The following is a 15,434-nucleotide window of genomic DNA, read 5'->3' as shown; positions in this document are numbered from 1 at the left end:
TTTCTATTTCCTTATTTTATAACTTAAGCTTATTTCATTAACTTTACGTTTGGCCCAACAAGCGGTCACAAGGTAACCAAGCTGCTTTGTATACACATCAGGATTATTAATTATTAATTCGATATTAGATTCCTTTACTGAAAAATACTCTCTCATAATAACTCTTAGTTCTTCTCTAATTACAACATCACTAGTTAATTTTTTTATAGTTGACGTAGAACCTAGATCATCTGTTTTGTTAAAGCCTATTGTTCTTTTATAAATTTTATTTAATAAATTAATATGTTTATTATTTAATAAAACATTTTTTCCTAGTTTAAAACCATAAGGAATCATTGCTAGCTTTGGATTCAATATTTTAATTAAACCGAGCTGAGCTTGCCTATTTCTGCGTAATTTGAGTGGTATTGAATTAGCCCAATTTAAATATGTATCGCTTAAAAGAGGTGCTGAAACATTGTAATAATTGTCTGATGCATTTAAGACAGGACCAACCCAATTTTTCACTCTATGCTCGGAATATAAAGAAGTCATACTATTACGCCAAGTATCAATGCTTGAAGTGTCGACTATAACTTTTAATTTATTAAATAAATTTTTATGTAATTCGTCACTCATAGGAATGGCCTTCAGCATTTTATTTCCTGACAAATAAAGTCTTTTCTTCAACCATTCATCTAATATGTAAGGACTCTTTATTAGGCGATCAAAAGGAGTAAAATAAAAATCACAGGCACACTCACCGCCCGCTCCAGTTAACTGCCCAGTTCTAACCGAGTCTAATTGTCTATAAACAGATGGAAGCCAACTATAAGATGCTGCATTAACACTAAAACCTGAAAATGAAACAAAATCATAGCCATCTTCAGCAAGCTGACTATCCATTAAATTGTTATTAATTCTAATATGCTTAGATTTTGACAGTTTACTTATTAATTCAGCAACAATTACATCATTATCAAATTGATTACCTATAGTAAAATCAATTTTAGGCGCCCCACCCCCAGCTAACCCTAGAGCATAAACGAGCCGACTATCAATCCCCCCAGTCAATTCAGATGCATAACCATTTGCATAACAACGAGCAACTTCTTTAGGCAAAGTATCCAGAAGCTTTTCTTGCGCTAATTTAAATACTTCAACTCGTCGAGGATGTTCAACTAATGTTATTTTATTAGATATAGCATTAATTGAATGATTTGCATTTAACTTAAATATATTTTCATATATAGATAAATTGCCTAACCTAAAACCAATTGATATATCTTGATATATTGCGTTTATTGACAACTCACAATCAAATAAAGCGGCTAATATAGCAGGTTCAGAAGATAGTGCTTCTATTCCATTTTCTCGTTCTAAATAGTAAACATCACCAATTGCTAGTTGCGATAAAGTAAGTTCTATTCCATTAGTAAGTATATTAATTTTAACTAATAATGGAGACAGCTCTATAATTTCGCCTTCTAGATAATTATTCACTGTCAGATTAGGGCCTGGTGTGAAGTAAAGATAAAAATCTGATGAAACTTTTATTGATTTTTTATATCTATTAGCTAGTTCAACAGAATATTTATTAATTAATAGGTAGCTACCCTTAACTTTATTATCCATAAGCAATTCTTTAGATACCTTATTATAACTATGCAAATAACAGCGTTGTTGAACATAAAGCTACCTTTTCAACTTATGCCACACCATTAAAATCTTTTTCATTATACTTTTTTATATTTATTTATGCTTGTTTATGCTTGTTTATACTTGTTTACGCTTGTTTATTCCTATTTATTCTTATTTGAACTTATTTATAATATTTTACATTTGTTTAAAAACCTTGTTATTATTGAATATCTATGAATTAAATTGTAATATTGATTTTTTAAAGGAGGTCAAATATGGATCTAAAAAAAGTTTTAATTACTACTAGCATAAGTTTAACGCTATTAATTTCAACTTCAATAAAGGCAAATGACTATGAACGTTCAAATATATATAAAAATTTTTCAGCTTATATAAATCAAAGCAAACCAATCGATAGTAAATATAAATTTGATAAATCTGCATTAAATGATTTATCAACTGCTATGCAAAAAATCAATTTGGCATCAGCCACAGCAAGAAATAATCAACTTAATAAACAGTTTGAATGGTGGTTATCAAGGCGCGACGATGGTTTTGTGAGTAACGAACGTCACGGTCCAAATCATGGTTGTGTTGGTGGTGGAAATGGGTCTAGGAATAAAGCGAATCATAAAAAGCGTAAAAAGCGTGGCTCAGGTCGTCATGATGATTGTGGAGGGTCGGACAATTAAATTATCAAAGCCAATACATTCTTAAATTTGAAGTGTATTGGCATTATTTTTAATCTAATCTATTTCTCTAAATGCGTTATAATTAAGTTCTGTTAATGGTGAAAGTAAATAATCCATTGGCGTTCTATCTTCAAGCAAAATCATTACTTCCGCTGGCATACCTGGGTATAAGTCTATATCTGTTCTGTTATTTTCTATTTTAACTTTAACCTTATAAGCCGATATATCTTTTTCTTCGTCATAAATTCTATCTGCAGAAACGTTTTCAACAACACCATCAATAGGTGCCACGCGGCGCATATTATAAGATGATAGTCTTATTTTTGCTTTCATTCCCTCATGAACAGACTCTATATCTTTAGGATTTAATAAAACTTCTACTAATAAATCATCTGTATCTGGGACAATCTCTAATAATACCTGCCTAGGACTAATTACACCCTGGAGGGTATTTACTGATAAATTCACAACGTATCCTGATATAGGGCTAATAATAGTCGTTCTATCTAAAACATCTTTAACCCGCATGTATTCTGAATGTCTAATTCTTAATAGCTCTTGTTGTTTTTCAAAAATTTCTCGCAATTGCTTTTGATGTTCAATTTTAATACTTGCAAGTGATAGTTCTGACTCATTAATTGATGCTTTAGCGCGTTGAATTAATCCTATATATTCACTCAATCGGCCTCGGATTAATTCTTGGTTACTTTTAGCTCCTAAAAACTGCGCTCGAGATGAGTAACCTTTTTTTTCAAGCTCTTGATACATAGTAACTTGCTCATCTGCAATTTTCAGCTGTTTTTTATCCGATGCCTGTCTTGCTAACAACGTTTGCAACTCTTGTGTACTTTGTTCTTTTATTTCTTCTTGTAACGATATTAAACTATTTTGTTTATGTTTATTTGCATTAAACTGTTCAACTTGGTAATCAATCATTTGTTTAATTTCGATATTATTTTGATCGAAATCAGTAAAGATGAGTGTATCTATTCCTGATAGCTCAGCTTGAATACGCTGAAAAGCCGCTTTAGCATATTGATATTGAGTTTGGGTTTGTTCAAATAAATTTTGAGATTGGTCTTTTGCTAATTTAAATAATATATCGCCTTTATTTATATGTTGACCTTCTTCAATATAAATCGCCTCTATTATTCCACCCTCTAAATGCTGCACACTTTTTTTATGTCCTTTAACTACGACACTCCCTGCTGCCATAGATGCTGAACTTAAAGTAGAAAATACAGACCAAATAAAAAAAGTACCAAAACCAATAACAAATATAATAAAGCAGGTAATTAACCATTTTTTGCTTGCTAAGTTATCCATTACTAGCCTCTTTCATTTTATTACGAGTAGAAAAAAACTCAGTTGCTTTACCATTAAACTGAATACTACCTTCTTCAAGGTAAATAATGTTTTGCGCTTTGCTTATCAAATTCATTTTTTTCGCTGAGTAAATTGTTATTTTACCTTCTTCTGTTCTTTTTGCTAAAATTTTAGCTAAAGCAAGTTCGGCTCTGGTATCTAAATGGTCATCAATATTATCTGCTATTAGTATATGTGGCTTATTAGACAGCGCTTTTATTAAAATAATTAATTGAATTTCAGAACTACTAAGTTGAGTCTCAACATTTACAAGCTCAGTATCGTAACCGTTAGTATGTTGCATTATATTTTTATGTAACCCCAACTCTTGTGCTAACTCCATTGCATATGCCTGACTTTCACCCACTGCCATATTAGAAATAATAGTTGTTTTTGCTAAAGGTAAATCTGAGCGATATATCCCGATTATTTTTTGCTTACTTATAGAGTCCCAGCTACTTAAAAGGCTTCCTTCAATCCTTATATCACCTGAAAAAGGCTGATATTCATCCGCTAATATTTTTAAAAGAGTCGTTTTTCCTGAACCATTAGCACCCAAAATAACGTGGGAAGAAGTAAAGTTTGCACTGAAAGCTTTTATAAATACTTTATTTAAATTGCTATACTTATGAATAACTTTATTCGCAATGAGTGAACCATTAGGGATTGCAGGTTCGGTTTTAATTTCGTTATCTATATTATATGAAGTGACTCTTTTCCATGCTTTGTAACACGTAACCCAATGTTGTAATTGCAAAACAGATTGCTCAAACGGAGCTAGTGCACGTCCAATAATTAAGCTGGCAGCAATCATGCCACCAACTGATAACGCTTGGTTCAAAACATAAGAAACACCTACACATGTAACTGCTATTTGTACAAGCAGCCTATATGTTTTCGATAGACTACTAATATTTAAGGTTTTTATTTTATAGTTTATTTGCGTGCTTGAAGATTGTTGAGTGTATTTTTTCCAAATAGAAACCATTGAAGAAATAAAGCCAGAGGCAACTAAATAATTTTTATTTACTAAAATACTTGTTTGCATATCACTTGCTAACACTTGACTACTTACTCTTTGGCTATATAAGTAATTTATCCAGGCAAAAATCATGAGTATAAAAATACTCGATATAGCAATATAGAAAAATGTTGGGTGAATGATTAATAAAACGAATAAGAAAATACTTGTCCAAGGAATGTCGGCAACTGTTCCTAAATGGTTTTGTAAACCAGTTTCTGTCAGTTTTATATCATTGATTAATTTACCATTTTCACTTTTTTTGAAGCCAGTTTCTGCATATAAATTAATTGCTTGCTCACGCCATTCATTTGCTGTTGCATGTAATAGCCTCTGTTTTGCCCATTCTAAGCAGCCGTAAACGAGTACAAGCCATCCAGCGATAATAGTCAGTAAATATAGAGTGTCTAAACTAAAGGAGCTTAATACACGGTCAAATACTTGTAAGGAGTAAATCGGTACAACTAGCATTAATACACTAGTTACAAAACTAAAAAAAAATGTCCACCGGGCACGATTGCGTATATGCTTCTTTAGTGATTTCACACTAATTCCTTTTAAAGTATAGAACAGCAACTTATAGCTGCTGTTCTAAATCAGTAACAATTAAGCTATATACATGCTCTCTTGGCCCATAAAATCTTGCGAGCCTATGCCACCAATATCCATATCTGAATCAATTATTACATCTTGGATAACTGTAACGAAATTTCCGCCCTCAGTTTCATAGGTTGTTGACTGTAATTGAGTCAATTCGTCTAAGCCAAGAAGTGCTATTAACTCTGCCTCATAATTGCCATCTAATTCTTGAGTCAATGAAGCAATTCCAACGCTGTCACTAAACGTAAGAGTATCAATACCAATAGCAAAAAACATATCATCGTAAGTGCCTTCAGTATCAGCCGCGATTTGGTCAAGCGATACATTAATATTGTGTACTTGTTGTTGTAAGTCGCCACCTATAACAATAGCTTCGAGGCCTGAATAATTTGAGCTTGCAAGGTTAATATTTACTTCATTATCGCCATTAACATCCTCAAACGAAACAATATCAAAACCTTCTCCACCATTTATATAACTGTCAGTTTCATCGGCATAGAAAGTATCATTACCTTTACCACCAATTAGTCTATCTATTCCGCTTCCACCAACTAAAGTGTCATTACCGTCACCACCATTGAGAAAGTCATTCCCTTGAGCGCCTTCTAAATAGTTATCGAACTTATTACCCTGAATAGCATCATTATATTTAGTACCAATAGCCCCTTCAATACTAACTAGTTTATCAGCTTCAACATCTCCATTTTTAATTGCACTTAAGAGATCCATCCAACTATGAGCCATTTTATCAGCCATACTCACAGCAAAACCTTGGTCAAGCCTTACATTTATTCCATAACCATCATCACTATCACCATAATAACTTGATATATCAAAGCCATCCCCACCATTAATATAATCAGATCCACCAGCACCTTTTATTATATTGTCTCCGGAGTTACCTTGAATAACATCTCTGTAATTTGTTCCTGTGAAATTTTCAATATTAACAAAAAAATCTGCTTCAATTTCCCCAGAATCAATACCTGTATTTATTTCACTCCATGAGTAGTCTAATTTATTCTGATAGTCAGTTACCCAACCTTTATCCATTCTGGCGTAAACACCTTGATCTATTGTTTCTCCAAAATAATTAATAGTGTCGTTACCTTCTCCACCATCAACAAAATTCCCCCATCCTTTTCCTGTTTTAATAAGATCATTACCTTCACCACCAAATATATTATCGATGCCTTCCCCACCATTGATATAGTCATCTCCTCCCATACCATAAATAGTTTCATCCTGATTAGAACCTTGGATCACATCAGACAGGTTAGAAGCATAAAGCTCAGCTATACCTTCAACGACCACATGCGGGATAGACTCACTTGAAATACCTTCATTTAAGTCATTCCAACTATATATATTTTTATTTTCTATTTCAGTTACCCAGCCTTGATCTAGACGAAAGTAAAGACCCATTTCAGAAGACGTAAAATCTATTGAGTTTGATGAGAAAACATTTGGAATTGAATTGTTTTGTAGTGCAAATTGATTTGAAGTGTTCATTTTGTGCCTCACATTTATAATTATAAATAATAATGTTCAGCAACCCGGCTATCATCCTGATACTAATTCCTTGAGGAGACCCGTGGCTTTCCGTCCTTGATTCGCATCAAGTTTGGCTTTCTTAAACTAAAGATTGAAAATATACAAATCTTTTATGTGAATGAAGACTACACATTGAAGAGCACGGCGTATATTTTGTGAAATATTAACGCTTAGAAATAAACAAAACAAGTTAAAATTCACATAAATTTTAACATCCTGTTAAATAAGGCTAATGATTAATACCTTAGACATAAGCATTAAATCATGCCAACCTTCCTTGAGCGGTTAAAAATAAAAAAGATGCAAATTATTTTATTAAATATATACTTTGATTAATGAATAAATTGATACTAGCTTGTTTATAATAAGTTTGAATTAACATAAGGATGTAAATAAATGAAAAAGGTAAGTTTTTTAATCATAATTCTCGCTTTTCCTCTAATGGTATCAGCGCAACAAGACTCAGATGAGAAAGCTAATATTGCTTCAGAACAACTTTCAGAGTGTTTAGCCCTAGCCGATACTGTAAAAAAAGATTGTTTGAGTACATTATTTGCCAATCTATCCCTTACTGAAAGTCAACAAGAGTCATTTTTTGCTTTTGCTAAAGCTAATGGCATGTCAGAAGATGATTTAATTGTTTTAGCAAGTTCTAACCCTAATTTAAATTTAGAACTTATTAGCTCTGGTACTGCTGCAGGTGGTACAGGTTTAATCTCTGGAGTAGGTACTCCTTTAACAGGATCTACTGGTTCTGGCGGCGGTGGCGGCGGAACAACAGCTTCAAGTAACTAATTTTAGTCTTCTATAAGGAACCCATTTTATGGGTTTTCTTTTTATGCTTAATAAATTTATTTTTTATAGCCTTTGTAGTTTAATTATATGGCTTCCTATTCCTTTAGGTAGTAATAGACCGTGGGCTTGGGCAATTTCGGAACTTATTGTTTTTGCATTATTTTTTTTACATTGTATATTCAATATATATAAAAACAATGGCTTTTTCCCTCCTCTGCGTACTTGGCCAATTTTTACTTTAATTGGTACCTTATTACTTACTTTACTAATCCAGATTATTTTTTCTTATTCAACAGATCCTATACAAACAAAAATAGTGCTATTAAAAACAGCTAGTTTTTTTATGTTTGCTTGGCTAATTTGTGTATACACCATAGATAAAAAAAGAATAACGACCATTATCTATGCCTTAATTATTGCAGGGTTATTTCAAGCAATTTATGCTACATTTTTAAATTTATCACCTCCCTCCTACACTCCTATTTTTGGTTTCCAGTACTCACAAAGAGCTAATGGCTCTTTTGTATACCATAACCATTTAGCTAATTACCTTGCTATTATTTTGTCAATTGGGATTGGTTTTATAATTAGTGAGCTAGATATTAAAAAAAATTCTAATAGTAAGTTAACTCATTATTTCAGAGGTTTTATAAAAGCGCTTTTATCCAAGAAATTAGTTATACGGTTGTGTCTTATAATTATTGTTGTCGCATTACTTCTAACTCGCTCAAGAATGGGGAATATTGCATTTTTAGTATCTCTCGCCTCAGTAAGCTTATTTGCTCTTAAATTTTATAAATCAAAGCCATGGTCTTTAAAATATCTTATTATTAGTTTTTTTGTACTTGATACTATTATTGTGGGTAGTCTTTTTGGTGCCGATAAATTACAAGAAAGATTAGCTGAAACTAGCTTTATTGAAGAAACAAGAGATGAAGTTATCCAAGATTCAATTCCATTAGTTAAGCAATACTACTTATCTGGATCTGGAGGAGGCTCTTATTACGGACTGTTTCCTACCAAACAATCAATACCTTACTCCGGCTTTTACGATCATGCGCATAACGAGTATGTGCAATTTGCAATTGAGTTTGGTGTTTTAAGCTGCTTTTTAAGCTTTTTTTCATTACTTTATATTTTATACATTTGCTTTAAGAATATGACTCAACAAACATCACCTTTATACCAAGGAGTCAGTTTTGGAGTGGCTACTGCGATTACATTTATGATTCTCCATATTATTGTAGATTTCCCACTGCAGGCAACAGCTAATGCAATGACTTTTATTGTTATAATATGTTTAGGTCTACTTAGTAGTAAAAAAAGATTGGCAAAAAATTGAATTTTAAAGATTTTTAGGTAATAAAAGCATTTGAAAAAAACAATAATATTTATCTGTATATGTGTTTTTTCCTTATTTGTTTTTTCTCAAAAAATAGAGGATAAACTTAATAATAAAAAATTATTACAGTTAATTGAAAATAAATACAATAAAAATGGTGTCAATCGTTATGGCAGTTGGTTAAAGCTATTAGAAAATAGTCAATCTGCTAGCGAATGGTCACAATTAAATACTGTAAATATGTTTTTTAACGAAGAGATTAAATATTATGAGGATATCGATTTTTGGAACAAAAAAGATTATTGGGCGTCCCCCATTGAAACTATAGGCCGTGGAGGTGGCGATTGCGAGGATTATGCTATTGCTAAATATTTTTCCCTTCTTGCCTTGGGCTTTCCTGAAGATAAGCTTAGGTTAATGTATGTACGTCAGCTAACTGTTGACGTACCCCATATGGTATTAATTTATTTAGAAAATAATGATTCACCTCCACTTATACTTGATAACTATGAACATAAGATTTTACCCGCGACAAAACGTCCAGACCTAAAACCGATATACAGCTTTAATGGTCATGGCCTCTGGCTTTCTAAGGCTAGAGGTATAGGAAAAAAAGTTCGTAAGCAGCATGGCTTAAAATCTTGGCAGGATATGATTGAGCGTATAGAGGTGGATATAAATGTTAGCAATGGAGAAATTAAAATTGAAGAATAAAGTTAATATTGGTATGAGTCTCAGGACGCAAATATATGGTTTGATCTTTTTACTTGTTTCAATTTCTTTTTTTGCACGTTTAATTATTGATATTAATACAACTAAAACCTACTTTACAGAGCAAATGAGCGTACATGCTAATGACGCAGCTATTAATTTAGGTTTATCTATTTCTCCTTATACTGATGAAGAAAATTTGGTTATAGCAGAGACCATGATCTCCGCTATTTTTGACTCTGGCTACTATCACAGTATCAGATTTGTTGATAAAAAAGGTAATACTTTAATTGAAAGGGTTAATCCACTAACATCACAAGATATTCCGCCTTGGTTTACATCTATGTTTGAACTTCCAAGAGTACCTGAGTCAAGTGAAGTTAATAATGGATGGAATATAGCCGGTACTTTAATAGTCGAGAGCCACCCAGGCCTTTCCTATGAAAAGTTGTGGAAGCATGCGATAGACACCTGTATTACCTCTTTAGCTCTTTTGATTATTAGCCTAATACTAGGTTACTTTATACTTAGTGCTATATTTAGGCCTCTAAAAAAACTTGAGAAACAAGCTCAATCGGTAACATATAAAAAATTTATTATTAATAATGATGTCCCCTTTTCAATAGAGTTGAGAACGGTTACCAAAGCAATGAACAATATGGTAAGAAACTTAAACTCGACTTTCCAGTCTTTATCAGAGCATAGTGAAAGTTTGTCTAAAAAGGTTTTCCAAGACGAACTTACTCAGTTAGGTAACCGACGAGCATTTGAGAATCAATTTAGTGCAACTCAAACAGGCATGAATAAAGATGATGTTTCATGCCTAATACTTATCTCCCTTGATTCTTTAATATCTATTAATAAAAATTTTGGATTTGCTGCTGGAGACAACTACGTATTTGAAGTTAAAAATATTATTCAAAAGAATTTTAACTTTTCTCAAGAAAGTGAAATATTTAGAATATCTGGAGGCACGTTTATCTTAATGCTGAGTGTTAGCATAGAGTATAGGCAAGAAATGCTAGAACACTTGAGCCGCGACTTTTCTCAAAAGAAGGTCACAGAATTAGACTCTCCTTATGCTCGAGTTTCAGCTATTGATTACCATAAAACATGTACTTTAAGTGATTTACTGTCGCAACTAGACACATCACCTCATGAAGTCGATATAATTTCTAACTCAAACCTATCTGCAATATCTTTTACTCAATGGCGCAGTGTTATCAACCATGCAATTGAAAATAAAGAAATTAATTTTAGCGCTCAACCAATAAAAAATAATTTAAAGGAAGTTGAATACTATGAATTATTTTCTAATGTTTTATACAATAATAAGCCCCTTAATAACAATCAGTTGTTCACTATGGCAGAGCGGCTTGAGCTAACTGTTGAGCTAGATAAAGCAATAATAACAGGGTTACTAGCACAAGATTTAACTCGCTACGATAAACCAATTGCAATTAACTTAGCCAAGCAGTCTCTTTACAGCAATGAGTTTATATTTTGGCTTGAATCTATAAGTAAAATAGCTAAAGAAAAATCCTTAAAACTTATTTTCGAAATAAAAGAAACTGTAATAATTGATAGTCAGCAAAAAGCAGCTCAAGTAATAGCTGCGCTAAAAAAACTTGGTTTCAGGGTTTGTATCGAGCACTTTGCTATAAATTTAACTTCTATAAAATATCTGCAAGGTTTAAATATTGATTACGTTAAGTTAGACGGAAGCTTTATTAGCAACCTTAAATGTGAAGAAAATCAATACTTCCTAAGAACATTGATTACGCTCTCGCACGGCTTAGGTATAAAGTTTATTACATGCCTAATTGAAGATAATGAAACCTATGATATCCTTATTGAAAATAAGTGTGAATATTTTCAAGGTAGATATATAGCTCTACCCTATCGTATAGGCTCTGAGGCATAATGCCTAGAGTAGTTAATAACCTGTAGTGGTCAAGTAATATTGGCCACAGTTTTATAGTAAAGCCAGAATCTTTTCTCTGACTCGTTTGGGCTTAAACCAGCATTGTACTGATGCGGCCTAGTCTGGCTGTAGTAGCCAACAATATAATCCGTTATATGATGCTTAGCATCGGTAAAACTCCTATAACCTGTAGTGGGTACCCATTCCGTTTTTAAACTTCTAAAAAATCGTTCCATTGGACTGTTGTCCCAACAATTTCCACGGCGACTCATGCTTTGAGTCAATTGGTAACGCCAAATTAATTGTCTGAACTTCCTGCTCGTGTAATGGCTACCTTGGTCACTATGAAACATCACGTCTTTCGGCTTTCCTCTGCGCTCATAGGCCATGGTTGAAGCTTGCATGGTCAATTGACTATCAGGGGATAACGACATCGCCCAGCCCACCGGTTTTCTAGCAAATAAATCCATCACAACGGCTAAATAAGCCCAGCGATTGCCAGTCCAAATATAGGTCACGTCGCCACACCACACTTGATTAGGCTCAGTGACGGCAAATTGTCTATTCAATAAATTGGGTATCTCTACATGCTCTTTTGCCGCCTTTTTGCAAGCATGTTGCGGAAGTTGGCAACTCACCAACTCAAGTTGTTTCATGAGCCTGCCGGCACGATATCGACTGAGATTTGTGCCGCGCTGTGTCACGATATCAGCAATCGTTCTGGCCCCCGCAGAGCCGTTACTCTCATTGTGTATCTGCTTAATATCGCTGAGTAAACGAACTCGCTCAGGACAAATTTCATTATCCCTGGCTAGCCAGTATTTATAGGTACTGCGATGTACGTCAAATACCTCACACAATAAAGTAACTGGATAGCGCTTAGGCTGGCTCTGATTGAGTTTCTCGATTAACGAGAGCTGTTCAGGGAGTCGGACATCAACAGAGCCGTAGCCTTTTTTAAAACCTCTTTCTCCAGCTCTATTCGTTCAATGCGCTTTTTCAATTCCCGTATTTCAAGCTGTTCTGGCGTCATCGGCATGGCTTTAGGGGCCTTACCTGCGCGTTCTTCGTGTAATTGCCTAACCCACTTACTGATAGTCGATTTACCCACCCCCATCGCCTTGGCCGCTTCTTCTTGGGTGTAATTTTGATCGACCACTAATTGAGCCGTTTCTAGTCTAAATTCAGGACTAAATGACTTACGTATTTTCTTCTTCATCTTGGCACCTAATGCTGCTATGAAATCAATCATAACATCTCTTAATAGGTGGCCAAATTAACTATGCCACTACACACTCCCTGTATTTATTTTAACTGCGCAACTGCCTCAACCGACGTTTAGACAGCCAATTTTAGACTCTAAACAATAGGCTTCGGCTGCATTCAGTAAATGATCACTTATTACCTGTGGAGTTTAAAAGTTCTCAACTTAAAGTGTTTAGTTCGGGTTGACCAGAATAAGTAGAGTTACCTATTTGTTGCAGTTTTTAAAAGTACTGAGCTAAATTCTATTTATGACCAATATATATGCAGGAAATTTCAATTTTTCGCTATCCGTTTTGTATCTAACTAAAGTGAATTGGTGAGCAAATATTCATAATCAGCTCACCTTTAATAAAAATGTTTACCAAATAGTATTTAACTCGTTAACAGTATTAAGAACACTCGTATAGCCGCCTGTTATTACATACCATTGCGTTGGGTTTAAGTAGTAAACATGTTTTTGTTGCCACGCTTGAGAGTTTTCTATAAACGGTGCTTTTGCTAAAGCTTGCTCAATATTGCTTTGTCCACCAGTTGCTAAACCTCTGTCGAGTATAAACAGCCAATTTGGTTTTGTTGCCATATAATCCTTTGTTAATACTGCAGCTTGTTTGGCTTTTTGCACTTTAGTTTGGCTTTTATCGTTATCTTTTAGCTGCGGTTTATTAATTTTATTTGAGCTTTGTATACCAAGTAGTTCATACACCATACCAAATCTGTCTCCAGGTAAGTGCGCAATAAACATATCTTTTACAGTAAATAAAACAAGCCCAGGCCCTTTACCCATTGCTTTAGCCTGCAAAGCATTAATTTTATTATTTAAATTGTTCCACAATAACTTTGCTTGCTGTTGTTTTTCAAAAACATCACCCAGTAGTATAATATTTCTTTTAATATTAGAGACAAAATCATCGGAACTTAATGTTAAATCGATGGTAGGTGCAATTGCAGTTAATTTATCTAATGCTCTACGGCTGCGTGGTCCGACTATAATTAAATCAGGTTTAATTTTTTTAAGTGCCTCAAAGTCTGGCTTAAATAAGCTACCCGCTATTGCTTTGTTTGGGGAGTTATAATGAGCTAAATATTCAGGAAACACTCCCTTAGCAACCGCTGTTACATCAATATCAAGTGCTGTTAATGTATCAAGTACACCTAAATCGTATACAACTACTTTTATAGGCTTTTGTTTTATAATAACTTGGGTATTCCCTTGGCTAATTGTTATTGGGTAATTAGCAAAGCTAGCTACTGAGAAAAAACTACAACCAGCTATAAAAAACATTTTTATTAGTATGCCGTACATTTATATTTCCTTTTTAATTTATGAACATATTAAGGATATGCTAGCATGCCACACACCAAATGATAATGAGTAGCATTTGCTTTTATTGATTAAAAAGCGGTTTTTTACGTTGCAGTTTCTAAAACACTTAAAATAAATTGTCTAAGTAATACTAAATAAAATTTACATTTCTTGGCAAAGCTCATTATCCCATTCCTGCGGTAAATTGCTTTTTATATGCTCTATAAAAGCACGCTGCTTTTTGGCTAATTTGCCAAAAGGATAACATAACCAAATAGGAACAGGATGACCTACCCAATCTTTTAAACAACGCTCAAAGCATTCGGGGTGAGCATTAAGACGCATGTTTGCTTGCCATAGAGGCAGTAAACCAAGCCCATGCCCTTGGCTTATTGCATCTCCTTGTAACACCAACTGATCTGACTGAATTCGTGACGAAGGAACTAGTACACTTAATGTTTCTCCTCCTTGGTTTGTCATAACTAACTGCTCATTTTTATTGCCAATTAATTGTAACCAGTGAGTATTTATTAAATCTTCCGGTGAGTTAGGATAGCCATTACACTTAAAGTAATCTTTACTACCAAATACCCCCTGCCAAAGAATACAGAGTTTTTCTTGGCGTTGGCTGGATTCAGGTAACTGTCCCATACAAAGCAAAATATTGTCTTGCCATTGGTTTGAGTTAGATTTTATATCTGTTTTAAAAGTCACGCTAACATCTGGAAAGCGCGTTAAAAACTGAGTAACAACATCACCTAGCCAGCCTCTTAATAAGCCGCTATCAACATAGATAACTACTTCACCCTGTACTTTTTCATCTAAGGTGTCTAATTCTTGTTTAGCTTCTTTCGCTATACTTAGTATTTGCTCACAATAATCGTAAAAACACAGCCCTGCCTCTGTAGGCACCAAGCTGTTAGGCATTCTTTTAAGTAAAATACTCCCTACATCTTGCTCTAAGTTTTTAAGATGTCGGCTAATAGTTGATTTAGATAACTGCAGTGCTTTTGCCGAGTTTGATAAGCTTCCTGAACTAACCACAGAGACAAAACTACGTAATTCTTTAAATTGAGGCATTGCAACATCCCTACTGCGTTTAATACGCTCAGTGACGGCTAATTTACATGCTAATAAACTAGCCATTACACGAGCAAACGATCAACATGTGTTGCAACTTTGGCAACACACTGTTCCACTTAACTCCCTTTACATGATAACAGTAAGTATTATCATTTGCA

Annotated in this window: 12 protein-coding genes and 1 riboswitch; of the genes, 5 read left to right on the top strand and 7 right to left on the bottom strand. The window is 33.8% G+C overall.

Annotation, left to right across the window (positions count from 1 at the left end; all coding sequences use genetic code 11):
* Positions 1 to 3 precede the first annotated feature (3 nt).
* Positions 4 to 1,614 (bottom strand): hypothetical protein, encoded by a 1,611-nt coding sequence (locus QL998_RS00630; RefSeq protein WP_290191921.1) that lies wholly within the window; start codon positions 1,612 to 1,614, stop codon positions 4 to 6.
* A gap of 281 nt (positions 1,615 to 1,895) precedes the next feature.
* Here QL998_RS00630 and QL998_RS00625 point away from each other — a divergent pair, with 281 nt between their 5' ends.
* Complete coding sequence (locus QL998_RS00625; protein WP_290191920.1) at positions 1,896 to 2,312, top strand: hypothetical protein; 417 nt, start codon at positions 1,896 to 1,898, stop codon at positions 2,310 to 2,312.
* Between the two features lie 54 nt (positions 2,313 to 2,366).
* Here QL998_RS00625 and QL998_RS00620 read toward each other — a convergent pair whose 3' ends face one another.
* The 3 genes from QL998_RS00620 to QL998_RS00610 are packed head-to-tail and all read right to left on the bottom strand — an operon-like array spanning position 2,367 to position 6,810.
* Complete coding sequence (locus tag QL998_RS00620) at positions 2,367 to 3,638, bottom strand: HlyD family type I secretion periplasmic adaptor subunit (RefSeq protein WP_290191919.1); 1,272 nt, start codon at positions 3,636 to 3,638, stop codon at positions 2,367 to 2,369.
* A complete protein-coding gene (locus QL998_RS00615; protein WP_290191918.1) occupies positions 3,631 to 5,244 on the bottom strand; it encodes an ATP-binding cassette domain-containing protein in 1,614 nt (537 codons plus the stop codon). The genes QL998_RS00620 and QL998_RS00615 overlap by 8 nt, the downstream gene beginning before the upstream one ends.
* A gap of 60 nt (positions 5,245 to 5,304) precedes the next feature.
* Positions 5,305 to 6,810: a calcium-binding protein gene (locus tag QL998_RS00610; RefSeq protein ID WP_290191917.1), complete on the bottom strand. Its 1,506-nt coding sequence runs from the start codon at positions 6,808 to 6,810 to the stop codon at positions 5,305 to 5,307.
* Between the two features lie 35 nt (positions 6,811 to 6,845).
* A riboswitch (cyclic di-GMP riboswitch) is annotated at positions 6,846 to 6,937 on the bottom strand.
* A 311-nt stretch (positions 6,938 to 7,248) separates the two neighbouring features.
* On the opposite strand from QL998_RS00610, the gene QL998_RS00605 reads away from it, so the two are divergent.
* The 4 genes from QL998_RS00605 to QL998_RS00590 are packed head-to-tail and all read left to right on the top strand — an operon-like array spanning position 7,249 to position 11,624.
* The gene (locus QL998_RS00605; RefSeq protein ID WP_182197541.1) at positions 7,249 to 7,647 is read left to right on the top strand and encodes a hypothetical protein; all 399 of its coding nucleotides are present in this window, start codon (positions 7,249 to 7,251) and stop codon (positions 7,645 to 7,647) included.
* A 28-nt stretch (positions 7,648 to 7,675) separates the two neighbouring features.
* The gene (locus tag QL998_RS00600) at positions 7,676 to 8,989 is read left to right on the top strand and encodes an O-antigen ligase family protein (protein WP_290191916.1); all 1,314 of its coding nucleotides are present in this window, start codon (positions 7,676 to 7,678) and stop codon (positions 8,987 to 8,989) included.
* Between the two features lie 30 nt (positions 8,990 to 9,019).
* Positions 9,020 to 9,703, top strand: a complete 684-nt coding sequence (locus tag QL998_RS00595; RefSeq protein WP_220467230.1) for a transglutaminase-like cysteine peptidase — start codon at positions 9,020 to 9,022, stop codon at positions 9,701 to 9,703.
* Positions 9,669 to 11,624, top strand: coding sequence for an EAL domain-containing protein (locus QL998_RS00590; RefSeq protein ID WP_182197544.1), 1,956 nt, complete (start codon positions 9,669 to 9,671; stop codon positions 11,622 to 11,624). Before QL998_RS00595 ends, QL998_RS00590 begins: the two co-directional genes overlap by 35 nt.
* A gap of 29 nt (positions 11,625 to 11,653) precedes the next feature.
* Here QL998_RS00590 and QL998_RS00585 read toward each other — a convergent pair.
* The 3 genes from QL998_RS00585 to QL998_RS00575 form a co-directional block, all read right to left on the bottom strand.
* Positions 11,654 to 12,843 (bottom strand): IS3 family transposase gene (locus QL998_RS00585; RefSeq protein ID WP_290191947.1). Its coding sequence is split into 2 segments (ribosomal slippage): positions 11,654 to 12,576 and positions 12,576 to 12,843, totalling 1,191 coding nucleotides; the frame shifts between segments, so codons are not numbered across the junction.
* Positions 12,844 to 13,248: 405 nt separating this feature from the next.
* Positions 13,249 to 14,193, bottom strand: a complete 945-nt coding sequence (locus tag QL998_RS00580; RefSeq protein ID WP_290191915.1) for an ABC transporter substrate-binding protein — start codon at positions 14,191 to 14,193, stop codon at positions 13,249 to 13,251.
* Positions 14,194 to 14,355: 162 nt separating this feature from the next.
* A complete protein-coding gene (locus tag QL998_RS00575; protein ID WP_182197957.1) occupies positions 14,356 to 15,339 on the bottom strand; it encodes a LysR family transcriptional regulator in 984 nt (327 codons plus the stop codon).
* Positions 15,340 to 15,434 lie beyond the last annotated feature (95 nt).

The organism is Pseudoalteromonas sp. APC 3691, from assembly GCF_030408135.1.
GTDB lineage: Bacteria > Pseudomonadota > Gammaproteobacteria > Enterobacterales > Alteromonadaceae > Pseudoalteromonas.
This window is presented reverse-complemented; position numbering and strand designations above follow the sequence as displayed.

Coding starts and splice junctions, on each gene's coding strand:
- QL998_RS00610 (WP_290191917.1), bottom strand. CDS start 6,810: ATGAACACTTCAAATCAATTTGCACTACAAAACAATTCAATTCCAAAT.
- QL998_RS00590 (WP_182197544.1), top strand. CDS start 9,669: ATGTTAGCAATGGAGAAATTAAAATTGAAGAATAAAGTTAATATTGGT.
- QL998_RS00605 (WP_182197541.1), top strand. CDS start 7,249: ATGAAAAAGGTAAGTTTTTTAATCATAATTCTCGCTTTTCCTCTAATG.
- QL998_RS00575 (WP_182197957.1), bottom strand. CDS start 15,339: ATGGCTAGTTTATTAGCATGTAAATTAGCCGTCACTGAGCGTATTAAA.
- QL998_RS00580 (WP_290191915.1), bottom strand. CDS start 14,193: ATGTACGGCATACTAATAAAAATGTTTTTTATAGCTGGTTGTAGTTTT.
- QL998_RS00630 (WP_290191921.1), bottom strand. CDS start 1,614: ATGGATAATAAAGTTAAGGGTAGCTACCTATTAATTAATAAATATTCT.
- QL998_RS00625 (WP_290191920.1), top strand. CDS start 1,896: ATGGATCTAAAAAAAGTTTTAATTACTACTAGCATAAGTTTAACGCTA.
- QL998_RS00600 (WP_290191916.1), top strand. CDS start 7,676: ATGGGTTTTCTTTTTATGCTTAATAAATTTATTTTTTATAGCCTTTGT.
- QL998_RS00620 (WP_290191919.1), bottom strand. CDS start 3,638: ATGGATAACTTAGCAAGCAAAAAATGGTTAATTACCTGCTTTATTATA.